Here is a 25,861-nt window from a genome sequence, read left to right as displayed (position 1 = left end):
GGCAGCATGGTCGAGATTTTCACGGTCGGCGGCGGCGAGTACGTCGTCAATGTCCTCAACGCCGTTGCCGCCTGGACCGGCGCGGGCGGCTACAAGAGCCTCATTCAGGTCGCGCTGGTGATGGGTATGGTGCTCGCGGTCATCGTGGTCGCGTTCAACCAGGACTGGCGCGCCTGGCTCAACTGGTTCCTCGGTGCGACGCTCATCTACATGTGCCTGATGGTGCCGCGCATGGACGTCCATGTGACCGACCGGGTCAATCCCAGCCTTGCCCCCGCGACGGTGGCCAATGTCCCGCTCGGGCTTGCCTTGATGGCAAGTTTCACCAGCCAGGCGGGGGACTATCTGACGCGCTCGGCCGAGCTCGTATTCGGCCTGCCGGACGACCTCAACTACTCGAAGAACGGCATGATCTATGGCGCGCGGCTGCTCGAATCGACGCGAAGCTTGCGCATTTCCGATCCGGAGTTCGCCGCGAACTTCGACGAACATGTCCGGCAATGCGTGTTCTACGATCTGCTTCTCGGCCGCTATTCGATGAAGGAGCTGTCCGAGAGCGACGATATCTGGGCGACGATCGCACCGGGCAGCGCGGCGCGCGCGCAGAAATTCCTGACCCGGCAGGCCGACGACAGCGTGACGGCCTCGATCATCACCTGCCGCGAAGCCTACACCGCGCTGTCGGGGCAATGGGCGAGCCTTATCGACGAGATGACGCTTGTCGCAGGACGGCAGCTCTATCCGCGCCAGACCGAAGCGCTCGCCAAGGCCAAGCTCATGGCCGACCTCCCGATTGCCTATCAGTATCTCACCGGCATCTCGCGCAGCGCGAGCGACATCTTCCGCCAGGTGCTGACGATCAATGCCATGAACCAGGCCATGCACGGCTTTGCCGGGGCGAGCGGCACCGGCAGCATCGACGTCTTCGCGCAGACCCGGGCCGATATTCAGACCGAGCGGACCTATTCCTCGATCGCGCACAACGCGATGAAATGGGTCCCGATCCTCAATGTCGTGCTGACGGTGGTTTTCTACGCGCTCTTTCCGGTACTCTTCCCGCTGTTCCTGATGCCGCGGACCGGCCCGATTGCATTGAGAGGTTACGTCACCGGCTTCTTCTACCTTGCGGCGTGGGGACCGCTCTTCGTCATCCTGCACATGATCCTGATGTTCAAAGGCGCGGGCGATGTCGCGGCCGCTGGCGGCAACACAGGTCTCAGCCTGGCGACCTTTGCTGGCATGAGCGACGTCAACAGCGATATCAGTATCTTGGCAGGCTATCTTGTCGCCTCGATCCCGTTCCTTGCGGGCGGGGTGGCGCGCGGTGCGCTGGCGATCTCGGGACAGGCAACGAGCTATCTCAACCCGAGCCAGAATGCGGCCGAGGAAGCCTCGCGCGAAGCGAGCACCGGCAATGTCTCGCTCGGCAACTCGAACATCGATAATTCAACGGTGTTTTCCCGCCAATTTGCGCAGGGCAATCTTGCCCCCAACATCGCCTATGGCGCCACGCAGACGCGTGGTTTCAGCGACAGCGGAACGCAGACGACCAGCTTCCCCGATGGCGAGTTCGCTGCTGTCCCGAATTCAAGCTATCCGTTCACACCGACGCTGGGGCAGGACTTCACCGGACGCCTCGGAACGATGGCGAGCCAGAGCCGGACGCAGAGCGAGACCTATGCCAATCTCGCCCAGCAATCGACAAGCTCTGCGCTCACCCGGTTCAGCGAGATCCGCAACGCCTACAGCCAGGGTCAGAGCTCCGACACGGTAAGCGGCATCGGAACGAACGACAGCATCGGCACGGCATTCAGCGAAGTCGACAATGCCTCGAGGACGCTCCAGCAGCAATTCGGCCTGTCCCGGCGCGCGTCCGACGACATTACTGTATCCTGGTTCCTTAATGGCGAGGTCAATGGCGGGGCTGGAGCCAATGTTGGCGTAGCTCAAGTGGGTGCCAAGGCAAGAGGCGGCCGCAATCAATCATGGACGGACAGCGATATCGGAATCGCCTCGGAAGACCGTGGCAGGATCATGGGAACGCTGCGTCAACTTTCGGATAGCCGCAACTGGTCTAACACGCGTGAAGGCTTTCTGCGCGAGACGAGCTCAAGCTCGGTATCGCAAGTGTCGACCAGCTCGTCGGGTCTCAGCCGATCGCTGACCGAAGCCGAAAACTACACGCGAGAGGCGCGTCGGGCTGAAGAGATGGCCAGCCGCCTCGAGAACCAGGCCAGCTGGTACGAGGCCAACAGCGCCGCAGGCACGCTGAACCTGAGCCAGGCTTATCGCGAATGGGGCATGGCCGAGATCGAAGCCAATCGCGACTATTACGGGCCGGTGCGCTTTGACGACATCGAGTTCCAGATGAGCGCGCGCGGCCAACAACTGCAATCGCGGTTTGTCGAAAGCTATGCTGATCGGCTGCAAGACGACATAGAAGCAGACCTTTCATTGCCGGACTTCGCTCCTGTCAGCCGCCCCGGGATCGGAAGTGCTGGACAGGTGCGCGCAAGAGGAGCCGTGGGCTCCGCGGGTGGTCGCTCAATGCCCGATGCTCCTGATCGGTCTGGCATCACGGATGAGGTCGAGCGGGTTCGCCAGCAGGGTCGTGGAAGGATTGGTACCGTTCGAGGTTACCTGGACCGCCAGACGCAGGGCGCCACGGGCGCAAGCGAGAAGGCGGCAGATGATGTGAAGGAGTGGGGCAACAGGTGATTACAGGATCACGTCCTGAACAATCACAAAGACGACGAATGCGATCAAGAAGAACGCAGCGGTGAGAATCACTGCTCGAGCCCATCTATCGGCCCAGGCCTTCTTCCATGAGTAGGACGTGAGGCGATTTTCGGAGATGGCACGGTCGATCTCTCGTAGGCCCTTCCAGTCCGTCTGGTCGTTTTGACCCTTCTCGTCATTCATTTCCATCACTCCGACTTACATAAAGTAGCAAATCTGATGCATTATCGATGACAAGCGAATTTACGTCTCGATATTGACACATTAACTATCGTCATGTAAAGACGCAAAATCGCTACACAAAGCTCTATATTTGAGATAATGTCTCGATAATGCCACATTATAACTCGCCAGATCTGCGCCCACTCTCGGTGCTGCTATCCGACCTCGGGAAGCAGATCGAAGCATATCGCATATCACGCAATCTCAAGCAGGCCGAGCTTGCGGAAATGGCTGGCATCTCGCGTTCAACGCTTGCCCGCCTGGAAGCCGGCAATGGCGGGACCATCGATAGCCTTGCCAGGATAATGCGTGCGCTTGAAATCGAAGACCGCCTTCTGGATGTCATGCCGGACGCCAAGCTAAGCCCGCTCGATCCCCGGTCCGACACCGGCAAAGCGCGGCAAAGGGTGCGCAAGTCTTCTGAAGGTGAAGCTGGCGAGGAATGGAGCTGGGGTGACGAGGCCCCATGACACGTGCCGTCGTCAATCTCTGGGGTCGTCAGATCGGCGCCGTCCTGTGGGATGAGGATCGCGATGTCGGGGTGTTCGAATACACTCCGGAATTCAGTCGCAGCGGCATCGAAGTCGCCCCACTCACAATGCCCCTACGAAGCGGCGTCTACGACTTTCCCGCGCTGAATTACGAGACCTTCAAAGGGCTGCCGGGTATGCTGGCCGACAGCCTGCCCGACAAGTTTGGTAACGCCCTGATCAACCGGTGGCTTGCCGAGCAGGGCCGCACAGCCGACAGCTTCGATCCGGTCGAGCGCCTTTGCTATACCGGTCGCCGAGGCATGGGCGCGCTCGAATTCGAGCCCGCTACCGGTGAGCGCCGTGATCAGGGCCGGCCGGTCGATATCGCTCCGCTTGTCGAGCTCGCCAACAGGGTCATTGCCGCGCGTGAAGAACTGGCCGGTGTGCTCAAGGGTGAAGATGATCATCGCGCACTCCAGGAGATCTTGCGCGTCGGCACCTCTGCTGGTGGCGCCCGGGCCAAGGCCGTCCTCGCCTGGAATGAGGAGACCGGAGAATTCCATTCAGGGCAGCTGACTGCAGGGCCCGGGTATACGCAATGGCTGGTCAAGTTCGACGGCGTGTCGGGCAATGCTGACAAGGAACTTGCCGACCCCATGGGCTTCGGCCGGCTTGAGTACGCCTGCTATCTGCTCGCCCGAGAGGCTGGCATCGACATGGCTCGCTCTCGTCTGCACGAAGAAGGTGGGCGGGCGCACTTCATGACCCAGCGCTTCGATCGCACGCCTGACGGCAAGAAGCTCCACATGCAGTCGCTTTGCGCGATGCGCCATTTCGATTTCAACCTCGCTCGGGCATATAGCTACGAGCAGGCGATCGAAACCATCCGCATGCTCGGCCTCGGACGCGAAGCGATCAAGGAGCAGGTGCGCCGCGCGCTGCTCAATGTCTTCATTCGCAACCAGGACGACCACACCAAGAACATCGCCTTCCTCATGGATAGCTCGGGTCGCTGGAGCCTCTCGCCCGCTTTCGATGTCGTCTACGCCTACAATCCTGACGGGGACTGGACCAACGAGCATCAGATGTCTCTGGCCGGCAAAACGGACGGCTTCGAGTTTGACGATCTGCTGGAATTTGGAAAGTTCGCCGACCTGAAAGCAAGCGAAATAAAATCGATAATCGGCGACTTCCGCTTGGCGCTATCCAAGTGGGAGCAATTTGCGCTGGAGGCTGGAGTACCTCAAGGGATATCACTCAAGGCGCGCAATGGATTTCGAGATAATCTAATCTCTTTGCAGTAAAGCACTGTGAAACGGTAGCTGCGTTCCTAAGAATTGACGCTTCTCAAACTGCCATCGTCGTACTCGTAAAAATCGGGGTTTCTCACCGCCACTCGTTCAACAAGTTCGCAAATCATATCATGGAATTCGATCTTTTCATCATGTTTGCCGACACGATAGAGGGTGTAGTTGGCATGCCGCGACGAGGCATCGAGAAGCATGAAATAGAAGGCTTCGTACTGCTCATCTCGGCCAGCTGGATCGTCGCGGCCGGTGAATAACCGGAAGCGCGAATGCGCGTTCTCGAACGTCGAGCGCCGCTTGGGCGTGTTGTCGGTTGCCGCACCGGCATCGAAGATGAACAGGCCGCCGAGAACGGCATACGGAAAGCGGCGATGCAGCGTGACGGCCTCGATCAGCATATCGCCGCGCCGGTTGGTCAAATTCTTCTGATAGTTCTTTGTTCGGTTGTCCTTGAAGTTGATCGACTTGATCGAGATGCCGAGGATCAACCCGCTTTCTTCCGTCGACCACGTCACATCGACCTTCTTGGCGCCGATACCACCAGCCATCCGACGTTCTGCGCCAGAGCCTCCCAGCTCGCCGGGAGGTGCGGGACGGGCCTCGCTCATGCCCCGCTGTCGCAATTCTTCTGCCACGGCGAGGGCGATGTTGGCGGAAATCTTCTCGCTGTAGGCCTTCTTCTCGTCCGACTTCGCCGTGTCGGCGGGCTTGTCGCCAGCCTCGATCAATGCCGCCTTAAGAAGATCGTCTATCCTCGCCATTTTTCCCCCTCGCGCGGCGACGCTGAAACAACACGTCGCGCGCTGCACGAAGGGCCTTTAGATCACTGTTCGCCACTTCTGCCAATAGTATGGCATCAACAGACTGCACGGCTGCTTCTACGTCACCATGCCGAAGATGCTTCGCGAGTTGTGGCTTGATTGCGCGAAGTTCCGTCTCGACCGACTTGATGTGATCGAGCGACGGCACTGGCAATAGGTCAGCCTCGCGCGGCTCCATCTTGAGCAAGCCACCGCCATAGGCACGACCGACGATTTCTGCCCCGAGCAGTGTCACGCTGTTCAGGCTCGCCACAGGCAGCAGATCGCGACCGATGCTGCGGCGACCGTCCATGAGCCGCACCCCATAGATCGAATTGAGTATCTGCGCTTTCGCAGTGTTGGTGACGAGGCGCGGGCGATCATGGTTCATGTAAGTCAGGAACAGGTCAGGTTGCTCGACCAGCGGCACTCGCCACCACGGCGAGCGAACGCGGCACTTGTATGCGTCCGACACATTCGCCTTCTCGCCCGCGCGAATGTAGCGCAATGCAGCATCAGACGGCTTCTCGCCCGGATAGAACAGAAGCGCCCGCGAACCGTCGCGCAGCAGATCCTTCCATGCCGCCTCTGTCAGCGTTAGGCCGCGCATGTGTCGCGATCCCGGCGGTGAGATTGCCGTCACATCGGCTTGAGTCAGGCCATGCTTACGCACGTCGTCCGCCGTGAGGGTGAAGTACTTGTTGTTGCCGGTCACGGCGCCAAGGTAGGTGCGACCCCAAACGCCTAGCTCTTCGAAATAACGGGCGGCAACCTCGCGATACGTTGCGAAGGCGCTCTTGGCGACCAGGGCGGGTGTCCACTTCTCGCCTTCCGCTGGCTCATGCTCTGTCCAGTCCGCGAGATCGACCGCCTTAAGCGATTGCACATCGCGCGTCTGATAGACCTCAAAGCACTGCGCGCCGCCAGTGCCTTCAGCAAGCAGCAGTACTACCTCTTCCAAAACTTCGGGAAAGACGCGCTGCTCAAACATGATCAGCCGAACGCGCGCGAAGCGTCGCAGCAGGAAATTGCGGACCTCGGCAGCATAGCTGACCGAAAGCAGCTCGGCAGGCAAGACGAGTGCGAGCCTACCGTCTGCTGAAAGATGCTGTGCCGCCTTGACAACGAACCCGGCCCAGGAACTTGCGAGGCCGGACAGGCGAACGCCTTGCGCTAGCGCAGCCTCGAGGCTCTTGGTTCGCGCCGCACCGGAAAACTGCTGGTATCGAACGAATGGCGGATTGCCGACTATGGCGTCGAACTTTTGGCGGTCGTCGAAGTCGAAAAAGTCGGACACCGTGACGGACGCATCGAATCCAGCATCCCGCAAGAGCGCCTGAGCCGCGCTCGCCGAGTCCTCGTGAATCTCGACACCGTGAAGCTGGCTCGACCAGATCAGCGGGCGAGCATCGAGTGCGCGCAACCGCTCGCCAGCGGCAAGCAGAAAGCTCGCTTCGCCGCACGATGGCTCAAGCACGACATCATTGGCGGACTGGATGGCCCATTGAGCTAGGTAGCGGGAAATCTCGGCAGGCGTGAAGAACGCGCCGCGTGCCTTCCGATTTGATTGTGTGTCCACGCGCCATCCCCTTTCTGATCTTCTGCTTGACTCGTTCCGCTCGAACAACCCCTTCCGTGACGTTTTCGGCGGATCACTGTATGTTCTTTATATGTTCTATTTCCAATTTGGGCGCGGGGCAAGGCACGCTGTCGCAATTTGCTAAGTAGCGTTCCACCTTTTCGGCGGTTCTTCTACGCGGCCTCCGGCCAGCCCTCAGATCAAGCACGAAGCGCGGATCGCCAACAGCGCGGCGGCCGAACCGTGTCGCTGACATGTGCGATTCTTTCAGATGACGCTCAATGCGATCCAGCAATTTCATGGCCTTCCTCGACTCACTCAACACTTGTGTTCCTGTTATGTTCTTAGTAGGAAGGTTCCATCGAGTCTAGGAGATTTCCTTCTCTCCTGAGGCCGACAGAAGGAACGACACGATGGAACATGTCAGAGAGGAGCTCGATCGCCTGATCCAGCAGCGACGGCTCGGATATTCCTCAATCTCGCGGATGATCGGACGAAACTCGTCCTATATTCAGCAGTTCATCAAGCGCGGCTCGCCGCGCAAGCTGGACGATGATGACCGGCGCACGCTTGCCAGCTTCTTTGGGGTCGACGAGCAAGTGCTTGGCGGACCGCCCGCACCCATGCGTGACGGGTTGATCGAGATACCCGTCCTTAATGTCGATGCATCGGCGGGCTTTGGAGCGATTGCCGAAAGCGAGACCGCCCATACCCGCTTCGGTTTCGACGAACGCTGGCTTGCCCGGCTGACCCGGGCAAAGAGTGCCAGCCTTTCGATCATCCATGTCCTGGGCGACTCCATGGAGCCGACACTCAGCGATGGCGACGAAGTGCTGGTCGATGCGTCAGACCAGGGCTCGCGGCTACGCGACGGTATCTACGTCCTGCGCGCCGACGACGCGCTGGTGGTCAAGCGCGTGACACTCAAGCCAGGTGGCCGCAAGATCACGATTAGCAGCGATAATTCGGCCTATCCCAGCTGGGACGATGTGGACCGGTCCGAGATTCAGGTGGTCGGCCGTGTCATCTGGTTCGGACGCGCTGTCTGACTACCGGATCAAAACCCTGCAAACCGCGCGCGATGCTTGGCCACAAAGTCCGGACGGGGGTGATCCCGCGGATCGACCGGAAGCCTGATCTTCTGTCCTGAAGGCGGGAAGAGCTTCAACAGGTCGGACGGCACCTTGTTGTGCGATACGAGCAGGCACAGGTTCTCGTCGAATGTGATGAGATGCCGGTCGAACAGCCAATGGGCCGTAGCCGAGAGTGCCACACCGTTGGGTACGACGTCGGGTCCGCCATCGGCGACGGACCAGATATGGGCCGCCTGTGCCTCCGCTTTCCCGCCACCATTGATGATCCGTAATCCCGTGACGGCGCAGGTGCTGTCATAGGCATCGAGAACCTGATTGCGGAAACTGGCGGCACGGATTTTCTTGTTCACCAGGATCTGCTCGATCCGGCGTTCGCCAAATTCATCGGCTAGGAGCGCGGCGGTCGCATCGTCGATATACCGCTCGTCGAGCTCGAGCCTGATCCGGTTGTCCGGGTCGAGCGTCTCGCTCAGCCCCTGATTGACGATGGCGACGAAATCCTCGCCATCGAGCGTGCGCACCGATTTTCCGCGCAGCGTCCTCCCAGCATCGCGTGGACGGGCCATCTCGCGAAGGAAGCGTTCGGCAAAGCGTCCGTCCTTGTCGCGGTAGGAGACCGCATCATCGAAGGGTAGATAGTCCCTGACGCGCGCGTAGTAATGGGTTGAATCAGCCTCATCTGGATCGATCCGCTCAACGAAAGCAGTCGCGATGTAGGCCATCCGGCCGCCCGATACGCGGGTTTCTCGGTAGAGGATCCAGTCGTTATCGAGCTGGCGGGCCTGAGGGAGATACTGCGAGGGGAAATGATACCGCTCGGTAATGAGGTCGTCGTAGCGCGAATTGCCGCTGATCTCGAAAACACCCTTCACCGGCAACGCTCCGCACTTCTCTCGAACAGGCATCGTGCCTGGTAACTCAGAAATCGTCCAGGCTGTCGGTGATCAAATGCCGATTTCGAAAGGCTTTACCCTTTCCTTTGTCAGTTCGGGCTTTTCACTTGCGGGCGAAGCGTTGCCAACATCCTTGCCTTGCGAAAGGCCCTTGGCAGCTGCCGCTTTGAGCCTTTGCGTTACTTCGAGGGCCGATGCTTTCTCGCCGCTGTTGGACTTGATGGCCCGGCCGAGTTTCTCGGCATTATCTGCAATCAGCGTAAGGCCGTCGCGAAGCCGGGTGACCGTAACGAGGAAGGTCTGCCGATTGGCTAGATTGCGTTCGCGGCTGTCCATCACTGCGATCCCGCGATCCGAGGTCAGTCCCTGCGCCATATGCGCATTGAGGGCATAGGCGAGGTCCATGCGTTTGAGCATGGGGTCGCCGCGACTCAGGCGGAGCTCCTTGCCCGCTGATGTCTCCACCAAGACGCCCTTTGTGTCGATGGCCACGATCCTCGCCTGGTCGGCGTTGAACAGCCCGCGCTTGTAGTCGTTGTCGGTCCAACGGATCTTGTCACCCTCGATGATGGACAGCGATTTGCGTTCGAAGAGCGACAGCCGATCACCATCTGCGCCCGGCCGCAGTCGCGCGGGATTAAACTTGCGCAGCCGCCCTTTCCTGTCCTCAAGCACGAGCTGCTTGCGCGCATGGTCGATGGTCTTAACGGTGTAGTCGCCCTTGGAGAGTTTCTGGGTGCTGTCGCGCGAGCGAAAGTTGAGGACCATGCCCGGCTGGTATGTGCGAAGGTATCGCAGCTCCTCGTGTGTCACATTCATCCGCGAATGAACGGTCAGACGGCCCGATCGTGGGCCGAGCTCTCCATTGGCCTTGAGCCCGCGCTGGACAGCCTCGTTGACCGCAGAACGTAAGGCTCGGCCAGACGCGTAAATCGACGTCCGATCCCGATCCGCTGGGCTGAGCGAAAGCCACTTTTCGGCAGCCACAATCGCACTGTCCCCGCGAGCCTCGATGGTTGAAGGAGCAAGTGCCCGGAGCGCATCGTCGACGCGTCCTTCCTGCGCGGCGGCCTGGGCTCGCCGCAGGATGGGATCGCGGCCGCGCAAATTCACATCCATGTTGGCGCGGGCGATCCCGGCCTGTTGGACGAGGTCGAAGGGCTTACCGGCATCGACGGCGCCTAGCTGTTGCTTGTCGCCGACAAAAACAAGACGATGGACTTCGGCTAGGTTTGCCAGCCGTACCAGCTGGGCCTTGTCCTCGTTCGACACCATCGACGCCTCGTCGAGCACCAGGACATGGTCTCCGAGCGCGGTCCGAGCCTCACTCAGCAACGTGGCATTTCCCGGCTCGTGCAGAAGCCTGCCCCATTGGGCGAGAAAGCGGGCGATGGTCATCGAACGGATGTCGGTGTCGCGCTCGAGCATCTGGACAAGCGTGTTCTGCACGGCGAGCCCCAGCACTTGCTTGCCTTCCTCGCGGAGCAGCTGGGCAACCGGCTTTATCACACTGCTTTTACCCGCCCCGGCAATGCCCTGGATCGCTACGATCCTGTCACGCGATGAGAGCACAAGTCCCGCCGCATCCTCCTGCCCTTCGTTCAGCGAGATCCCGTGATTGATCGCGGCAAAAGCCTGAACCCGCTCTGCAGCGTCCGCCCGATCCAGGATGGGCAACACCGCATCACGTCCCTGGTCGACACTCGCGAGAATGATGCTTTCAAGGTCTAGCGCCTCGCGGCTCGCCAGCCAGCCTTTGTGCTCGCCTTTGCCGGGCTCGAGTGCGCCGCTTCTGACCAGTGCGTTCACACGGGTTTCGACGTGCTCCACCGTCGTCGGCAGCCCAAAATCAAGCGCCGCCTTCAGCAATCCTTCGCGCGGGAAGGCTGCCTCGCGCTGCGAGAGATGACGCACCGCAGAGGCCACGGCCTGCGCGGCCGCGATGGTCGGTGCATCCTGCTTGAGAACATGGGCAGGGATCAGTGGATCAGCCGGATCGCCCTTGATCCGCTGCGCGAACTCCCTCAGCCTCGCAATCCCGCGATGAAGGAGGCTTTGCTCTTTCGAGCCTTCTGAGGCCTTCGCCGCGGCACGCATCTGGGATGCGTCAATCAGACCACCAAGATCGAGACCGACCTCTTCGGCTCGCTGGCGCCACGACGAAAGAAGGCCCTCGCGATCGCGCACCGGCTCTTTGCCTTTGCGTGTTTCCAGCGTTGCGACAATCCCTGCCTCAAGTCCGCTCCCGCGCCTGGCTGCGAGGACTTCTTCGCGCCGCGTTGAAAAGGCCATGACCTGCTCGCGGGCAATGCCCGTTGCTTCGAAATTGCCATGCTTTCCAACCGGCCCTGCTTCGTAGCCCATCTTCTCGACCGCCAGACGAAACCGCGCCATGGTCATCGAGTTGAGGAGCGTGTTGAAAGACCAAAGTTTGTCGTTGCGAAGCGCGCGCCACTTCCCGTCGCTGCCTTGCGTGACATTCGCCACGACCGCGTGAAAATGCAGGTTTGGCTCCTGGTTGCGGTTGGTGTCGTGCTGGAAAAGACCAATCGTCAGGTTGTCGGTCGCGACCTTCCCGTAACCAGCCTGACTGCCCATCCGGGTCTGCGCCGCATTCTTTTCGGCCCAGCGCAAGGTCTCGATGACGGCCTCGCGATAGGCATCGATAATCCGCTGGTCGCCGCCCACTAGCGCGAGCAGCGACCAGCTTTTCGGGAGTGAGAATGTGAGGTCGGTTCCAGGCCTGTGGGCCTGGCCCGCATTGCCAACCTGGATGCCGCCGGGCAGTTCTCCCCGCAGCAAGGCATCGAACTGCTCGGCGCTGACGCGGCCCTCAAGACCAAGTCGTTCCGCTCCCTTCCCGACCCAGGTTCCGGAACGATCTGCATCGGCGCCGGTGTAGTAATTGTCTGCCGCGAAATAGCTCGCGGCAGCCGAAGGGGAGCGCACATTGGCGACGGAAAGCATCCAGTCTGGTCCTCGTCACGGCTCCCCTCGCGGCCAGGTGATCCCTCCCCATTTGCCTTTCAAATGTCGGGCTCGAACTCGCCGAAATCCTTATCCGGAGGATCTGCGACCGCACCTTCGCGCAGGTCTTTCTCGACCGGAGTGAGAGGTTGGCGCTCGTTGGCAGCCGAACGGCCTTGAGGCATCAAACCGCCCTTGCCATGGGCGTCATCGGCAGCGGTTCCTGGTTCAGACTGATGCCGTTCCGCGCCCACTGCTGGAGCATCCTCACCGGTTTGCAAGGCGGCCACAGGTAGCGTTGGGGACGCCTCCAGATTAGCATCAGAACGGTCTTCCGCCCCGAGATCAGCAGCAGCGCGCCCTGCATTCAGCTTTTCAAGCCGCACAGGCTCCTGCCGATCCTGTGGTTCATCGGCGACACGACGCTGCCCTCCTAAGTCGAGTTTGAGCTGCTTTGAATCGACGGGCTTGCCGGTACCGTCGTCGTTCGACGCGGGATGCTCGCTATTCGGTTTCGAACCAGGTTTCCCATTGGGCGTCGTTGCCGTCGGACCCTGGCCAGGCTTTATGAGCGGTGTCTCGCGGGCGATGAACCCCTCGGCGATACGACCACGCGTGCGCGGAATGAGCGATACCGGCGCAGCGGGAAATCCGTCGGGAAACTTGATGTAGGCCGACAACCGCGGAAGGTTCATAAACTGGTCGGGCAGGAGCAACGGCTCGATCTGCCGCCGAGGTGTCAGGCTGACTGCATCGCGCGCGTTGTTGTACCCGTAGCTGTAGCCTTCTTCCATGTCGCGCACCTGCCGGTGGCCGATGAAATCAGAGCACCAGGTCGCCGTTTCGCGATCGGCCGTCGCCAGGATGAGCTTGGTGCGCGCAAGCGAGGACAGTGTCATGGCCATGTTCTCGCCGTAGACTTCCTTGAGCTTGGCAAACGCATGTACCCCGGTGACGATTGCACCGCCAAAATTGCGCGCGGTTTGCAGCCCCTTTTCAAGCGCCGGTAGTCGGTGAAGGGCACCGAGCTCGTCGATCAGGAACCACATCCGCAGGTCCTGCGTGCGCTCGAGCGTCATCAGCGTATTCATCGCCGTATCGAGCCATAAAGTGAGCAACTGCGAGGCAATGCTCATGTCGACATATCGGGCAGACAGGAACAGGATCGAGCCCGCCTGGCAGTCACCTTTAACCCAGTCGCGTACCGAAAAGCGCGGTCCGGATGAGGGCAACAGCTTGAGCACTTTCGCATTCGCATTGAACACCGCGCGGATCGATTCCGCCATGCGGGCCGCTTCCGGAGCGGTCAGCGGATCGGCCATAGTGCCGCGCATCAGCTTATGCACTTCGGTCAGGTCAGCGGTCATCAGCCGCCGTGCCAAAGCCTCGTTGGTTGCCGTGCCGGTTCGGGCAAGATGGAGACACATCTCGACGAACAGCATGCGCGCCGCGAGCACCCAGAACTGTTCCGAACCGCCCCCGTCATGGGGCACGAGCGCTTCCGCCGCGGCATGAAACTCGGCCTCGCTTGAGCAGTCGTTGAACACGCTCGACATCGGGCAGCGCGCGTCGACCGGATTGAGAATGATGTCGCGCGCGGGGTCGTAAAAGGTTTCGATAAAAGCGCCGGTCAGGTCGAAAATGACCGCGCGCTGGCCGCGCTCGCGCGCTTCGGCAACGAGTTCGGTGAGCGCCACGGTCTTGCCGGTTCCGGTTGTGCCGATGAGCATGGCGTGGCTCTGTTCGAGCCGCCACGGCCAGCTCACGCCGGCAAGGTGTGCCGGTTGGTAGTGGCCCGCTTCGGCAAGCGCCGACGAGCTCGCAAGCCGCCATTTCCAGCCGAACTTGCGTCCCAGTTCCTCGGCCCGGAATGCCTTGTTGTGACGCTCGATTTCTTCTTCGAGTTCGTCGAGCGAAACAAGCATTGCGCCCCGCTCGTGCTTGCGCTCCTTCGACCGCCCGCCAAAGCGCTCGGCGAACCACCAGAAGAACACGAAGGCCGGGATCAGCAGTACCGCCGAGACCAGCAATCCCTGCTTCACTGCCGTACGAAACGCCTCGACCGCCTCGCGCATCGGCGGGAACTCGCGAACGATAGCAAAGGGGAGGCCGACCCTCTCGCCGTCAAGCAATTCAAGGTTGACCAGCTTGGCCGGATCGAACTCCATGAAGGCATAGAGACTGGCGTAGATATGCATCCAGACCAGGTAGATCTGGTGATCACTCAGAGCCGACCGCACTTCCCAATAGCAGGTGCCGACGGCAACCAGGCCGGTGGCAATCAGAGGACCCTTCAGCCCCGCTGCGAACATGAAACCGAAGTGGCCGAGCAGCTGGCTCCCGCGGGTGAAGTTCAGGAGATTATGCTTCATGGGAATGGCCTCCCATGTTCGCGCTGACAGGGAGGCCAAGACGCTCGAGGCGTCGCCGGTACGCCTCGTGCGTACGGTCGCGCAAACTCGCATCAGGATGGCTGGCCAGAAGCGCATCGAGCGCCACCGAGATGAAGATCGCCTGGCGCGCGGGATCGAGCCCTGCGGGGCGGTCCTTCGCCTCGTTATCGCGCTGCCAAGCGGCGACAATGAGGTCACGGATAAAGACGCTGACACTAACGCCATGGTCAGCCGCACACTGGCGAACCCAGTTACCTACGGAGAGAGATACGAATGTCTGAAGCCGATCTTGTCGGGTCATGAAACAGGTTCCTTGTCGGACCGACGGAACCTGGCTCACCTTGCGGAAGGTGACGACGAGAATAAATCATGAACAACTCACAGTCAATCGAAAGATTCAGGCGATATTTCATAGCGATAGATGGATTTGAGTTGTCCACGGGTCGGCGCAAAGCCGCTCAACTCGCAGACGGGTTGGTTTCGCCCAAAACCACATTCTATAGAGATATCAGAGAGATATTTCCCGAATTCGCGGGGTACGGTGTGCTCCCTTGTTCCCAAGTGCGCGAGGTGGTCCAGGAATAAGGGGGATTGATCAAGGACGATTTTTTACGACCTCCACGATGGAGCGCGAGCAACCAGGCGTGGCAGCTCACCGCATGCAGATCGAAAGCACTTCGACGCCTCCAGCCAAGGACAGCACCTGCGAAAGAGGCAGCGGCCAAGGGCGCGTGGGAAGCAAGGCAAGCGGGGCCTGTCGCGTGCCCCAGCTTCCCGCCGCCCGACCCGGTGCCGGTTCGCAAGTGCGTGCGGGGCCCAAGAACAGATCACGCCGCACCCTCAGGAGCGCATCGCAAGATGCGCGGGACAGAGTGCGTCCACAGCCCCGCTCCATTTATCGGGCGCCGCCGCATTGCGGTCGGCGGCCGCCAGGGCAACCGACCGAACCGGGTTCTTGGCCTTGGTTGGATTACCCGGCGAGCAAGAAAAAAGGGCAGGAACCGTTCCCGGTTCCCGCCCTGTCGGTAGTCTCAGAACTCGTCGAGCATACCGCCGTGGACCGTGTGGACCACCCGCGCTGCGAGATGCGCTGGCAGCATGTTGTAGTCACCCTCGTCGAGGGCAAAGTACCCGAGTTCGTCATCCTCGATAACATGCTGATCGAAGAAGCTGTGCAGCGCTCTCTTCTCGGCGGTTTCCAGAGCCTCGAAATAGCTCCGGGACGCAACGGCGCAATGCATCGAATAAGCCATGATATTCCTCCTGATTTCTGTCGTGAGACGACAGGAGGTGCGCGCGATGGTCTTGTGCATCCCGGGTCAGGGAGCGCCCGGATGGGCGACCGCAATAGCGGCGGTGGGGGTAACGATTTTGTTCGCTGCCGGATGCAATCCGGTGGCGGGCAAAATGGTGGGGCCCCGCCGTCCTTGAGGCGGGAGGCGCAAGGCCATCATGCTGGGAGAACCGTGAGCCAGGACCCACCACCTCCGCCCAATATCAAACATCTGCTGCGTGCGAATTGCCTTTCCTACACCCTGATGACGCGGGCATGGAAACAATCGGGGAGCAGATCCGAGGGGGACAAAAGGACAAGTAACATGCCCCGAAACAGGAGCGCGATTGCAGCCCTGCAAAAACTCGAAGCGGACCGCGAGGCACTCGACGCCAAACAGCGCAAACTTGAAGTGCAAGCGGCCAAAGAAATCGGCGAAATCATCCTGGGAAGCGGCCTCGAAAGCTTCTCGAAGAAGGGCTTGAGGAAGCTTGCCGAAGAACTCGGGAAACTCGGCGAGGATGCCGCGATCGAGAAGCTGACCGGGCGCGGTGCAACCCGTGCTTCGAATGCTGCGCCGGGAACCCAGTAACCACAGAAGAAGAGGCCCTGCCGCTTGCGGCAGAGCCTCTTCGTAGGGGCGACGATCGGGATCGAGGTCAGTCGATATCGGGAGCGTCGGTGTTGTCGTTGTCGTCGCTTGATCCGTTGCCGCGGGAGAGAAAGTCGACCTTGTCGGCGAGGATCTCGGTGCCGTAGCGCGTGACCCCGTCCTTGTCCTCCCACTGGGTGTAGTGGATGCGGCCCTGGACCGAAACCAGCTGGCCTTTGGAGCAGTACTGCCCGACGGTCTTGGCAAGGCCGTTGAAGCAGGTCACCCGGTGGAACTCGCTTTCCTTGGCGGTGTAGCCGTTCTCGTCCTTGTAGGTCTTGCCATCCTTGTCGCGTGCGGGGCGATCGGTGACGACGGTGATCCCGGTCACATTGGTGCCGCCCTTGGTCTCGCGGGTGTCGGGATCGCGAGCGATGCGGCCGGTGAGGATTGCGATATTGGTCATGATGTAAGTCCTTCAGTTCTTCAAACCGGAGACCATCTCCGGCTTGCGAACATCCAGAAAAAGCAGGGCATGGGGGGACTGCACCGCAGGAGCAAAGCTCCAAGGGGAACCCGTTCATGACGGGTGGTGCGGGCAGGCAGCGAAGCTGCCAACACGGCCGGAAAGGAACGGGTTGCTGTCCTCAGCTGACCTGGTTCAGGACTGTTCGCGAAGAAAGCCGGATGGGTATCGGGTGCGGGTCTGAAGGTGCCAAGACCCTGCTGCAATCAGCCTGCCCCATCGCCCTCCGATGCCGCCAGGAGATCCATGAAGTTGCGTGCTGCTTCCCGATCTTCCTCGTTCTCGAACGCCACATCGAGATCGGGGGCGGACCCGAACATGTGCAGGAACGACCACAGTGCAAAGCGCTTGCCCCGGTCCTCCTCAAGGCCGAGATCGACCCGGCAATGCTCGATGCCGACTGCAAAGGTGTCGGGAGCAATCCCGGAGAGGTCGGTGGTGGCAAAGTAGCGCTGCAGCAGATCGTCAAGTTGCATGACCGTTCCATAGTCGGGTCGGCGCCGAATGCACATCCAGGCATTTCAGATATGGATGACGAAGGGCCTCTCAGGACCCAGGAGAGGTGCCCAAGAGGCCGCGACGATCGACCACGGTGATCCGGCGCGACTTGGCATCGATCACCAGCCGTTCGGTCACGCCATTGCCCGGAAAGGCTACGACATAACGCGGATTGAGCGCAAGCATCTGCTCGTTGCGCTTGAAGCCGGCGCGGGCGCCAAGCCGACGATCGAGCGAATAGGTCAGCTGCTGGACTTCGCGGCGTTCAGCCCAGCTCGCTGCCAGGCGATCGGCACCCTTGCCATCGCCCCCATGGACCAGAAAGAGGTCGGGAACCACATCGCGAACCTTGTCCAGCGTCGCCCAGATATTGTCGGCATAAGCGCGCGCGTCCTCTGCGCTCTCGAAGCTCTGACGACCACCGGCAAAAAGGACCGGAGTTCCTTCCGGAATCAGAGCATGACGCCTGTTCTCCGCGCGTGCGCGAAGGAAATCGCGGGCATCGATCACCGCAGATGTGAGCCCCCGCGAATGGCTCGTGCGCGAGCCGGAAACGGGCTTCCACGAGGAACCGGTCTCGTCGCGGTAAAGTGCTGCTGCAGCCTCGCGCATCTGCTCGAAGGCCAGCATGCTGGCTTCGGCAGCGTGCGCGCGTTCGACCTGCTCTTCCAGATTGCTCGAATGCACTTCGGATCCATCGGCTGATGCGAGGAGGACCCGGATCTCGTCGCTGGCCCGATCAAGTTGAGCCGACTTGCGGCTGGCGGCGCGGTGGAAGAGGTTGACCATACCCCAGGCAATATCCTCGGCATCGGCCTCCAGGGCCGTGTCGGAAAACATCGCGAAGAGGTCGGACCATACGGCGCCAAGCGTCTGATCGATCGCGTCCTCGCAGGGAAAGTCGGTCGCGTTGAAGGGAGCCGGCTTGATGCTGAGGCCCGAAAGGTCAAGGCCGCTCAACTGGTCGATGAAGCTGTCGTACATGGGGTGTCTCCTGATCGAGCAGACAAGGAGAGGAGGCACCATTGCCTCGGCCCTGTCCGCCGGAGCCCGATCAGGGCCGGGAAAAGGGGCGCGACGCACCGCGTAGCGGGAAACCTGCGGCCCTAGGCTGGCGCGGGCAACACGGGCCGACGGGCCGCAGGTTGCGGCGCGCCCCGACCGGCCCAAGGGCCTCTCCCGGCGGACTGGGATGAGGCAGGATCAGGACCCGGTGTCGCAGGTGGATCGGGAGCGCTCGAAGATCGCTTCACCATTTGAGAACCGACCGACCAGGCGCAGCTCACCAAACAGGTCGATGAACTTTCCTGACACCTGGGCGAGCCAGTGCCGTGCCCTTGCCGTTCTTGGGATGTAGAAATCGGCCTCCCAGTACCGGGCATCGTCGCGTTCGGCGAGCCAGATCGCGGCGAGCCCGCAATAGGTCGATATGCCGCAATCGGCGAAGGCATTGCGAAGGAGGATACGGTCCTCGCGGCCGCGCCATCCATCGAAGCGCTGAAAGGAAGGAAAGGCCGCCTTTGTGGTATCGATGATTTCGTCGACGAGACACTCGTAAACCCAGTCGAGATCGTCGTCTTCGCCGTCATCAAGCAGGCGAAAGGCCACCACGGAGCCGGTTGGATAGCTGACGGAACGTCCCATCACCAGTCTCCTGCTCAGGCCGCATCAGCGAGATCGAAATCGCTCTCGCTTTTGCTGGATTGGTGACCACCCAGTTCGAGGAGCAGGCTGGCTGCTTCTTCAGCCTTGGCCGCAGCGGTGAGGATCGCGCGCTCATCAGATTTGAGGATCTTGAGCCAAGACGCGATGTAGCTGGCGTGATGGTCGAGGTGGGCAACCGGTAGACCCAATTCGGCCCCGAGAATGGCCGAGGACAGCTCGGCGATCAGTTCTTCGGCGGCATAGGCGTCGCTGCCGAAACGGTTCTTGAGATCACGGTCGAGCCGCGAAGAATGACCCGTCCAGTGCGACAGCTCGTGTGCGAGCGTCGCGTAGTAGTGGTCATAAGCTTCGAACAGTTCGGCTGGCGGCATGGTGACGCGGTCGCGCAGCGGCTCGTAATAGGCCTGCGCGCCATGATGACGCAGATCGGCGCCGATATGGACAAAGAAGGCATCAAGATGGTCTTCGCGTCCGTCGGGCTCAAGCGCTGCAATGAGTGGCTTGGGATAGTAGAACTCGGGAAGGCCGTCGCACTGATCCGCGTTGAACACCGCATAGGCCTTGAGCACGCGACGGTTTTCGGTGTCAGCTTCGCCTTCGGCGTTCTCGACCTTCTTGGTGTAGCTCTTGTAGAAGATCGCGATGGTCGATTTCTCACCCTTGCGGACCTGTCCGCCTAGCTTCTGGCACTGGCGATATGTCATCCAGTAGGGTGAGGCGAAGCCACAGCCATCGGCCACCATCCACAGCCAGAAGGTGTTCATGCCGCGATAGGGCGTCCCGCAAGAGCGCAAGGGCCGCGAGACCGGCACACCGCGCCATGGCTTGACCCAGGGCTTGGTGCCCTGCTCAAGCTTTTCGATGATGGCAGCGGTGATGCGCTGGGCTGGCGAAGTCGATGCAGCGCGACGGGACTTCTTCATGGGAGTTCTCCTGATCGCCGAGACGGAATTGTCCCGGTTCAGGAAGAGCAAAGCTCTCTCCCCTCTCATTAATGATTGCCGCTATGCGTCTTCGTTTCGGACCTGTTGCGGCTCGCGACGATATCCCAATAGCGGACAGCCAAAAGGACATCTCGCGAAGAATGTGCCGCAACAATCAGACATAGAACTTGAAGGGCTGCTTCTCCTCTCCCTTTGCCGAGCCCATGGTAAGGACATCGCCGACCATACGGGCGAACCGCACAGTTACGGGCAGGCCGTCATTGAAGTTGCAGGAATTGTAGTTGATCTTGGTCAGTCCCATGATGTCTTGTAGCACCGTTAGGATATTAGGTTTGGCGAATCGGCTTCGCAGCACAGTAATGTGAAGCGGATTGGGTGTTTCCGGACCTATATAGGTATCCAGCTGGGGCACGTAGCCTGACGACCAAAGGTAGGCGGTCTGGTCGTCAAGCAAAAGTGCCGTGCCGCGCAGGACCGGATAATCCCCATCGCGAAAAAGCTTTGTTTCACCGCCAGTTGATCGGATTCTGACCCCTACAAGGTTGGTTTCATCCGGCACTGCCGCGACGAAGCCCTGCCACTCTTCGTCGTTGAATGTCGTTTGCCCATGAATGAATAGTTCAGCTGGCGGGGCTCCATGTGTTTCGATGTAGGTCTCGAGGACGAGTTCCATGAGCTCTCGGGCCGCCCGCGGCTTGAGATGGAACTCGCGGTCGCCTGTCTTCCAAGGGCCATTGGCTCCGCGGAAGACGACGCCGTCACCTTCGTTGAGAAACATCTGTGCGGCGCAGCATGCATGACCGTCAGGATCGTTAGGCAGGCTCTTGTAAACCATCCCGATATAACAGACGCCCGGGCGCACTTCGGCTAGGCGCCAGGGTGGCTTTGGCTGGGTCTTGTAATAGAGGCCTGTCGCCAGATTCCAGGCAGTGGTCGCGGCATCCTGCGTATTGCGGATCGGGTAGCCTGCTTTGTTCAGGAATGCCCCTGGAGCGAGCGTCGTTTCGCGCACTAGCTGAGTGGGGGCGATCTTTAGGAACTCTGCCTTGATACGGCGGTGAAAGTCCGGGACATCTTCGAAGATCCGCTCGCCGCTCTGGTCGATGATTCCCGCCCCTGACAGGAGCGGCAGGTCTGCGCGAGACTTTTGCTTTTTGCCGAATTCTCCCTTGACCAAGGGCAAACCGGTGCGGCGAGATTCCGGACGGCAGCGCTCATAGACGATTTCGGGCAGGACCAGCACCCAGACATCGATCGCCTTCTCCTCGTTGCGCAGATACTTTTGCACGCGATCGATGTAGAGACTGGCCACCTGGTCGACCGCCTCATTGAGGTTGGTGACGCGTGTGGCCCTGTCGATATCCGCGAGCGGAATTGACAGCACGCTGCATTCGTCTGGATCGAAGGAAATGCCGAATGCCTCTTCGAGCCCGGGGAAATTTGCCAGATGCAGCCGGTCCGCCTTTTCCCCTTTTCCCGGCGGCGGAACCTCAACCGAGCGGAGTAAAGAACGCGACCAGCTCCGGAAATGCGCGAGACCTTCGGGCGTGCCGACCACGCCGACCCTGATTTCCTTCGTCTTCTTGGCTTTGGCCAGCGGGCCGTAGAGAAACAGCCCGTCCTTTGGATGCGGACTATGCTGGCCGAAAGCGAACTCAAGCTGCGGTTCAGCGAGGTGCTCAACCTTGAGTTGCGTCTCCGGGAACCTCATGCCGAATCCTCTTCCAGCGACAGCTCGGGTCGCCCGAGCGTACTGGCGTCAGTTTCCTCAGCGTCCGGGTCCAGCAGGTCTGGAAGGACCGTGCTGACAGGCGAGGTAAACAGGATCGGAGAGGCATCGAGCATGAGCGAGCGCGTACCGCCAAGCTTGAGGCGGATATAGGCGGACTCGCCCGAGAGCAGTTCGAGGAAGGCGAGCAATCGGCCATGCCATTGCTTGTTGCGCCAGCCCTTGCAGATTGATCTGCGCAATCGATGCATCTTCTTCGCATCGTCGATCTGCAAGCCTTCGGGGGTGCCGTTGTCCTCCGCGAATAGAACGCGGGATTTGAGTCTTAGATGCCAGAAGGGCCACAAGACTGGCGTGGCGGTCACGCCGAACTGCCAGATATGGCCCTTGGCAATGTTGCGGAGCATCGAAGCGCGTCGCTCGCCTTGCCGACCCCAAGGGATCAGTTTTCCTATCGGCGCTAGTTCTGGCGACGCATGGAAACCGATTGAACTGGAGTAATTGTATTGCAGCAGACCTCGCTCACTACAGTAGCTGATCCAAGCCTCGCCGAACATTTGCACCAGCATGTTTTGCGCGACCTGCCGCACGATCGCGAGTTCGGCCCAACCATGCTCAGCAAATTCATCAATCGGCAACTCAGCGGTGAGCTCGAAACGGCCGATCGAGGCGAGCTCTGCCTCGATGTCGTCTAAGTCCGCCATACTGATGATCCCCCCGCGTTGAGCAATTGCCGGGTAAGAAAGGGTTTTGGCGGCGATGGCACTCGTTTGTTCGGCCTGAGCACCCATTGCGGAAAAAAAGCGGAGTGTGTCGGGAGCCTCGAGAACCCTGAGCCAGTTCGAGGTTAAGGGCTCGGGATCGGTCGACAATTCTATGCTGCGACGCCGCCGAAACAATTCCCAATTCAGGTTGATCGCAACACCTTCGGTACGCCGAGGCACCTTCTGCCTGCGCAAAGTCTCCAGAAGGGTCTGCAGTCCTTCACCCCATCCGCGCACGAAGTCGACCGGCCGAGCATCCCCGATCCCCTTGATGCGATTGGTCGCTTCAAGTCTCAATGGTATGATGAAGCGACTGTCATCGATCGCTTGCGCCACTTCCAGAGCGAGATCGATATTGTCCTGAACGTTTGTGTCTGCGGTTGCCGCCGCCGAGACGCAGAGCAAGGCCTTGGCTGCACGATGTTGCAGGACCAAGCCCTCCTCGCGTCGCCATCTATCTCCAGGCTCAAGTGAGAGGATATCAGCAAAGACAGTATATCCCTCCGCCTCGAGCTTGGGAGCGAGCCAGAGCGCGAACTCGTCGTCGGCGGGATGGGTCTTGATCAGAAACAACACGCTGCGTTCGAAATTCGACGCCTTTTCTCCTTCGCCTTTCGCGGCAATTGATTGACCAAGCAGGTCTGAGAAGATTTCTGGGATATCCTGCTTGGTACCCAGCGCCTCGACCACTGCGTCGGAGACGATGGACCGCAAGGCTGCGGTCGACCCCTGCCACAGCGCCGGATGAGCCTTCTCGATCTCAGGAAATTTGCGCAGCAGGGCGTTTAGATCCGCAGGACCGAAAATATCACCGGGAGACTGGAGCGCGGGTCCGATCTTCTCGGCGAGCGTCTGTTTGCGAGTTGGTGTTAGATCACATGATGTTGCCAGAAGATAGCGGCTAGGCGCGAGCTGATCGATCTTGGCGCGCTCGCTCGCCATCGCCGAGTTCAGTTTGGAAAAGCCCGAGCGTAGATAGTGCTTTGCCTGCAGAATGACGCTGCGGTCGCTCTCGGCGTATCGACCATCGATTCCTTGATCCGGTCCTTCTGCGAACCGTTCAAACCGAACCGCAAGCTCTGCCCCGATGAGCGCGTTTGCCAGCTCTTCGAACTCAATGTGCGACAAGGAAGCGAAATCATAGGCCACCCAATTAGATGACGTTTCTGGGAGACGTGCGTCAAGTAATTGGGCAGGTTGCCCAAGGTTTTCGTGGGGATACATCGGCATTCGCCGATCCCCTGCAAAAAACGGCTGCTTTCGCCTGCCTGTTCGCCAAAACCCAACGGTCTGCAACCGCCCCGAAATTTGACACGGAAAAGGCGGCCCGTCCCGAGAGGGACGGACCGCCTGCCGAGTGACCTGGACCTGTCAGGAGGGGTCAGGCAGCCTGCTCGGCAATCTCGCCAGTTTCTTCGGCGTTGACCGCCTCGTCTCCTTCGTGGTCGGCCAATTCGACTTCTTCGGAACCGGCGAAACGCATGATCCGTGGAACCCAAGCCTGCGCCCGTTCCTTGACCTCGGCCTCGCCGATGAAGTTGCCGGAGAAGATGCGCTCGGCAGCGCTTGCCAGTTCGGCCTTCTTGGAGGCAGCGTAGCGACTGACCAGTTCCGGACCGCCGGCGGCATCGAGTGCTTCGAGCGTACGGGCCTTGGCCACCCGGTCGAAGTAATTCGCCGCCGTGGGACGCCACCAATGCGCGGTCTCAATGTCGAGCAGTGAGCCGAGCGCCTCGTGCATCGGCACCGAGCGCTCGCCTTCGCAGGCAAGGCTGGCGACGAGCGTGCGCGAGACGACATGGCCAAGCCAGGCCGAGCGCGCCTCGTCTGACAACGCCCGGAATCTCGCAAACCGATCGACATCGCTTTCTTCCGAGCGCCAGCTTTCATCGAGCGACCCGGCGAACTCGGCTAGGGCAGCGCTCGCCGGTGCATCCTTGGCCTCGAACCCGGTAACCGGGCCGGAAGCGACAGAGCCGACAAGCGTCGACGCTTTCCTGGCACGCCAGTCATGCCCATCGGCATCGGCGAGCGTGAAGACCATGAAGTCGAGCGCGAGCGCCGGATCGTTGGCGAGATGGATCGCAAGGATGTCGCGGCGTTGCATCGCGAGTTCGTCGAGCAGGCGCTGGGAGAGCGAGCTCCCCTTGGCATTCGCCGCTTCGCTATCTTCTATGGCCTCGACCGCGCCTTCGTCAGCGATGACTTCGGTCTCGGTGTAGAACTGCGGGACCAAGGTCGGCTCGCCATTGCGCGAGAGGACGAGGAAGGCACCGGCATCGGGTTTCAGCTCGTCGGCAAGCACCGGTGGCCGATCATTAAGCGCGCGCATGGCGCGGTCGATCACCACGAGTTCCTGTTCGGCCTTGGTGACCTCCTCCTCGTCGCTGTCTTCGTCTTCGAGCACGGCGGCGACGCGGTCGTAGTCGGCCTCGAGCTCTCCGAGTTCCTGCACTTCCTGTTCGGTCATCGGTGCAGGCTCGCAAGGCAGACGGCCCAGTCCTTCGACGAGATCATGGCTGACGTAGTTGCCAAGCGTCGGGCGCACCCAGGCAAGGCCATATTCGAGCGCAGCCTTTTTTGCGGCTTCTTCCATGGCCTTGTGCGCGAGGTCTTCGAGCAGGGCGATATCGATCCAGCTTTCACTGGCATCATCGTCGAACAGTTCGCGCTCAATCCGGCCACCTGCGGCGAGATAGGCATCGCGACCGACCAGAACAGCGCGCGGATCGGAGCCGCGCACCGTGGCATCAAGCACCATGCGGCGGATCGTGTCAGGCGTGATCTGGTACCAGGCGTCCTGTAGCTCGGCATAAACATGCGCCTGGCGCTCGATGTCAGAAATCGCGCCATAGGCCTTGGCCATGTCGAGCGTGATTGTGCCTTCGGCGAGCGCTTCGAAGACGCAGGGGGCGAGACCTGCGAGCCGCAGGCGCCCTTCGACGAACCGGACAGTGAGGCCGAAGCGGCGAGCCACGTCTTCGGTGGTAGCTCCTGCCTCGATGATGGAGGCGAAGGCCTGCGCCTCGTCGGCCGGGTTCATCGCGAGACGCTGGAAGTTTTCGGCAAGGCTGGCTTCGCGCACTTCGCTTTCTTCGCCCTCGATGACGAGGCAGGTGACTTCGTGGTTTTCGGGCAAGGTGCCTTCTTCGGTCAGCGCCTGCAGCGCGGCGAGTCGGCGACCGCCGGCCTCGACCTCGAACTTGCCGCGCTTCCCTTTGCGCACGACCAGGTTCTGCAGCAGGCCGCGCGCGGCGATGTCTGCCCGCAGCTGGAGGTCGGCGAGGGCATCGCTCGACTTGCGAACGTTGCGCGGGCTCGGGACGAGCTTCTTCAAGGGTATCGACTGGATCATGGGTGTTCTCCTGATGGAATGAAGGCGCAGGTGAGGATCACGAGGCCC

Annotated in this window: 21 protein-coding genes; 5 read left to right on the top strand and 16 right to left on the bottom strand. The window is 60.7% G+C overall.

The features are described from left to right. Positions 1 to 6 precede the first annotated feature (6 nt). Positions 7 to 2,718: a conjugal transfer protein TraG N-terminal domain-containing protein gene (locus tag MUY37_RS02470; protein ID WP_499193864.1), complete on the top strand. Its 2,712-nt coding sequence runs from the start codon at positions 7 to 9 to the stop codon at positions 2,716 to 2,718. Here MUY37_RS02470 and MUY37_RS02465 read toward each other — a convergent pair whose 3' ends face one another. Beyond that, a complete protein-coding gene (locus MUY37_RS02465; RefSeq protein ID WP_499193863.1) occupies positions 2,719 to 2,922 on the bottom strand; it encodes a hypothetical protein in 204 nt (67 codons plus the stop codon). Between the two features lie 149 nt (positions 2,923 to 3,071). Between MUY37_RS02465 and MUY37_RS02460 the strand changes: the two genes are divergently transcribed. Further along, positions 3,072 to 3,431 carry a helix-turn-helix domain-containing protein gene (locus tag MUY37_RS02460; protein WP_499193862.1) on the top strand — a complete coding sequence of 120 codons (360 nt, stop codon included), beginning with the start codon at positions 3,072 to 3,074 and terminating at the stop codon, positions 3,429 to 3,431. Then, positions 3,428 to 4,738, top strand: a complete 1,311-nt coding sequence (locus MUY37_RS02455; protein ID WP_499193861.1) for a type II toxin-antitoxin system HipA family toxin — start codon at positions 3,428 to 3,430, stop codon at positions 4,736 to 4,738. Before MUY37_RS02460 ends, MUY37_RS02455 begins: the two co-directional genes overlap by 4 nt. Before the next feature lie 26 nt (positions 4,739 to 4,764). Here the strand turns inward: MUY37_RS02455 and MUY37_RS02450 are convergent, their stop codons facing one another. Next, the gene (locus MUY37_RS02450) at positions 4,765 to 5,550 is read right to left on the bottom strand and encodes a hypothetical protein (protein WP_197063450.1); all 786 of its coding nucleotides are present in this window, start codon (positions 5,548 to 5,550) and stop codon (positions 4,765 to 4,767) included. Beyond that, complete coding sequence (locus MUY37_RS02445) at positions 5,477 to 7,168, bottom strand: HsdM family class I SAM-dependent methyltransferase (protein WP_499193860.1); 1,692 nt, start codon at positions 7,166 to 7,168, stop codon at positions 5,477 to 5,479. Before MUY37_RS02445 ends, MUY37_RS02450 begins: the two co-directional genes overlap by 74 nt. A 365-nt stretch (positions 7,169 to 7,533) precedes the next feature. Here MUY37_RS02445 and MUY37_RS02440 point away from each other — a divergent pair, with 365 nt between their 5' ends. After that, the gene (locus MUY37_RS02440) at positions 7,534 to 8,169 is read left to right on the top strand and encodes a S24 family peptidase (protein WP_006832465.1); all 636 of its coding nucleotides are present in this window, start codon (positions 7,534 to 7,536) and stop codon (positions 8,167 to 8,169) included. An 8-nt stretch (positions 8,170 to 8,177) separates the two neighbouring features. Here the strand turns inward: MUY37_RS02440 and MUY37_RS02435 are convergent, their stop codons facing one another. From MUY37_RS02435 to MUY37_RS02415, 5 genes are all read right to left on the bottom strand, one after another. Further along, positions 8,178 to 9,086, bottom strand: a complete 909-nt coding sequence (locus MUY37_RS02435; protein WP_499193859.1) for an HNH endonuclease — start codon at positions 9,084 to 9,086, stop codon at positions 8,178 to 8,180. A gap of 72 nt (positions 9,087 to 9,158) precedes the next feature. After that, positions 9,159 to 12,074 (bottom strand): MobF family relaxase, encoded by a 2,916-nt coding sequence (mobF, locus tag MUY37_RS02430; RefSeq protein WP_499193858.1) that lies wholly within the window; start codon positions 12,072 to 12,074, stop codon positions 9,159 to 9,161. 59 nt (positions 12,075 to 12,133) lie between these two features. Further along, positions 12,134 to 14,446: a type IV secretion system DNA-binding domain-containing protein gene (locus MUY37_RS02425; RefSeq protein WP_499193857.1), complete on the bottom strand. Its 2,313-nt coding sequence runs from the start codon at positions 14,444 to 14,446 to the stop codon at positions 12,134 to 12,136. After that, on the bottom strand, positions 14,436 to 14,768 hold the full coding sequence (locus tag MUY37_RS02420; RefSeq protein ID WP_499193856.1) for a hypothetical protein: 333 nt from the start codon (positions 14,766 to 14,768) through the stop codon (positions 14,436 to 14,438). Before MUY37_RS02420 ends, MUY37_RS02425 begins: the two co-directional genes overlap by 11 nt. 730 nt (positions 14,769 to 15,498) lie before the next feature. Beyond that, the gene (locus MUY37_RS02415) at positions 15,499 to 15,720 is read right to left on the bottom strand and encodes a hypothetical protein (protein WP_226792133.1); all 222 of its coding nucleotides are present in this window, start codon (positions 15,718 to 15,720) and stop codon (positions 15,499 to 15,501) included. A gap of 345 nt (positions 15,721 to 16,065) precedes the next feature. Between MUY37_RS02415 and MUY37_RS02410 the strand changes: the two genes are divergently transcribed. After that, positions 16,066 to 16,332, top strand: coding sequence for a DUF6437 family protein (locus MUY37_RS02410; RefSeq protein WP_499193855.1), 267 nt, complete (start codon positions 16,066 to 16,068; stop codon positions 16,330 to 16,332). Positions 16,333 to 16,399: 67 nt separating this feature from the next. Here MUY37_RS02410 and MUY37_RS02405 read toward each other — a convergent pair whose 3' ends face one another. The 8 genes from MUY37_RS02405 to MUY37_RS02370 all read right to left on the bottom strand — a co-directional run bounded on the left by MUY37_RS02405 (position 16,400) and on the right by MUY37_RS02370 (position 25,813). Next, positions 16,400 to 16,798 carry a single-stranded DNA-binding protein gene (locus tag MUY37_RS02405; RefSeq protein WP_259963171.1) on the bottom strand — a complete coding sequence of 133 codons (399 nt, stop codon included), beginning with the start codon at positions 16,796 to 16,798 and terminating at the stop codon, positions 16,400 to 16,402. 266 nt (positions 16,799 to 17,064) lie between these two features. Beyond that, a complete protein-coding gene (locus MUY37_RS02400; protein ID WP_499193854.1) occupies positions 17,065 to 17,334 on the bottom strand; it encodes a hypothetical protein in 270 nt (89 codons plus the stop codon). A gap of 70 nt (positions 17,335 to 17,404) precedes the next feature. Further along, positions 17,405 to 18,340: a DUF2493 domain-containing protein gene (locus tag MUY37_RS02395; protein WP_499193853.1), complete on the bottom strand. Its 936-nt coding sequence runs from the start codon at positions 18,338 to 18,340 to the stop codon at positions 17,405 to 17,407. Positions 18,341 to 18,559: 219 nt separating this feature from the next. Next, positions 18,560 to 19,000, bottom strand: coding sequence for a hypothetical protein (locus MUY37_RS02390; protein WP_499193852.1), 441 nt, complete (start codon positions 18,998 to 19,000; stop codon positions 18,560 to 18,562). Positions 19,001 to 19,014: 14 nt separating this feature from the next. After that, positions 19,015 to 19,944, bottom strand: coding sequence for an ArdC family protein (locus MUY37_RS02385; protein WP_499193851.1), 930 nt, complete (start codon positions 19,942 to 19,944; stop codon positions 19,015 to 19,017). Positions 19,945 to 20,119: 175 nt separating this feature from the next. Then, entirely contained in the window at positions 20,120 to 21,523 is a 1,404-nt protein-coding gene (locus MUY37_RS02380) for an argonaute/piwi family protein (protein ID WP_499193850.1), read from the bottom strand. A 149-nt stretch (positions 21,524 to 21,672) separates the two neighbouring features. Further along, positions 21,673 to 23,688, bottom strand: coding sequence for a toll/interleukin-1 receptor domain-containing protein (locus tag MUY37_RS02375; protein WP_499193849.1), 2,016 nt, complete (start codon positions 23,686 to 23,688; stop codon positions 21,673 to 21,675). Between the two features lie 151 nt (positions 23,689 to 23,839). Next, on the bottom strand, positions 23,840 to 25,813 hold the full coding sequence (locus MUY37_RS02370) for a ParB/RepB/Spo0J family partition protein (RefSeq protein ID WP_499193848.1): 1,974 nt from the start codon (positions 25,811 to 25,813) through the stop codon (positions 23,840 to 23,842). Between the last annotated feature and the right edge of the window lie 48 nt (positions 25,814 to 25,861).

This window comes from Qipengyuania sp. ABI-127-1, from assembly GCA_022953095.1.
GTDB lineage: Bacteria > Pseudomonadota > Alphaproteobacteria > Sphingomonadales > Sphingomonadaceae > Qipengyuania.
The sequence above is the reverse complement of the archived record's forward strand: the minus strand, read 5'-3'. Positions and strand labels throughout refer to the sequence as shown.

What these genes read in the sequence shown, in the direction of transcription:
- MUY37_RS02410 (WP_499193855.1), top strand. Translation starts at nt 16,066, where the DNA reads ATGCCCCGAAACAGGAGCGCGATTGCAGCCCTGCAAAAACTCGAAGCG.
- MUY37_RS02455 (WP_499193861.1), top strand. Translation starts at nt 3,428, where the DNA reads ATGACACGTGCCGTCGTCAATCTCTGGGGTCGTCAGATCGGCGCCGTC.
- mobF (WP_499193858.1), bottom strand. Translation starts at nt 12,074, where the DNA reads ATGCTTTCCGTCGCCAATGTGCGCTCCCCTTCGGCTGCCGCGAGCTAT.
- MUY37_RS02405 (WP_259963171.1), bottom strand. Translation starts at nt 16,798, where the DNA reads ATGACCAATATCGCAATCCTCACCGGCCGCATCGCTCGCGATCCCGAC.
- MUY37_RS02440 (WP_006832465.1), top strand. Translation starts at nt 7,534, where the DNA reads ATGGAACATGTCAGAGAGGAGCTCGATCGCCTGATCCAGCAGCGACGG.
- MUY37_RS02425 (WP_499193857.1), bottom strand. Translation starts at nt 14,446, where the DNA reads ATGAAGCATAATCTCCTGAACTTCACCCGCGGGAGCCAGCTGCTCGGC.
- MUY37_RS02395 (WP_499193853.1), bottom strand. Translation starts at nt 18,340, where the DNA reads ATGTACGACAGCTTCATCGACCAGTTGAGCGGCCTTGACCTTTCGGGC.
- MUY37_RS02390 (WP_499193852.1), bottom strand. Translation starts at nt 19,000, where the DNA reads ATGGGACGTTCCGTCAGCTATCCAACCGGCTCCGTGGTGGCCTTTCGC.
- MUY37_RS02385 (WP_499193851.1), bottom strand. Translation starts at nt 19,944, where the DNA reads ATGAAGAAGTCCCGTCGCGCTGCATCGACTTCGCCAGCCCAGCGCATC.
- MUY37_RS02370 (WP_499193848.1), bottom strand. Translation starts at nt 25,813, where the DNA reads ATGATCCAGTCGATACCCTTGAAGAAGCTCGTCCCGAGCCCGCGCAAC.
- MUY37_RS02400 (WP_499193854.1), bottom strand. Translation starts at nt 17,334, where the DNA reads ATGCAACTTGACGATCTGCTGCAGCGCTACTTTGCCACCACCGACCTC.
- MUY37_RS02470 (WP_499193864.1), top strand. Translation starts at nt 7, where the DNA reads ATGGTCGAGATTTTCACGGTCGGCGGCGGCGAGTACGTCGTCAATGTC.
- MUY37_RS02465 (WP_499193863.1), bottom strand. Translation starts at nt 2,922, where the DNA reads ATGAATGACGAGAAGGGTCAAAACGACCAGACGGACTGGAAGGGCCTA.
- MUY37_RS02375 (WP_499193849.1), bottom strand. Translation starts at nt 23,688, where the DNA reads ATGCCGATGTATCCCCACGAAAACCTTGGGCAACCTGCCCAATTACTT.
- MUY37_RS02420 (WP_499193856.1), bottom strand. Translation starts at nt 14,768, where the DNA reads ATGACCCGACAAGATCGGCTTCAGACATTCGTATCTCTCTCCGTAGGT.
- MUY37_RS02460 (WP_499193862.1), top strand. Translation starts at nt 3,072, where the DNA reads ATGCCACATTATAACTCGCCAGATCTGCGCCCACTCTCGGTGCTGCTA.
- MUY37_RS02415 (WP_226792133.1), bottom strand. Translation starts at nt 15,720, where the DNA reads ATGGCTTATTCGATGCATTGCGCCGTTGCGTCCCGGAGCTATTTCGAG.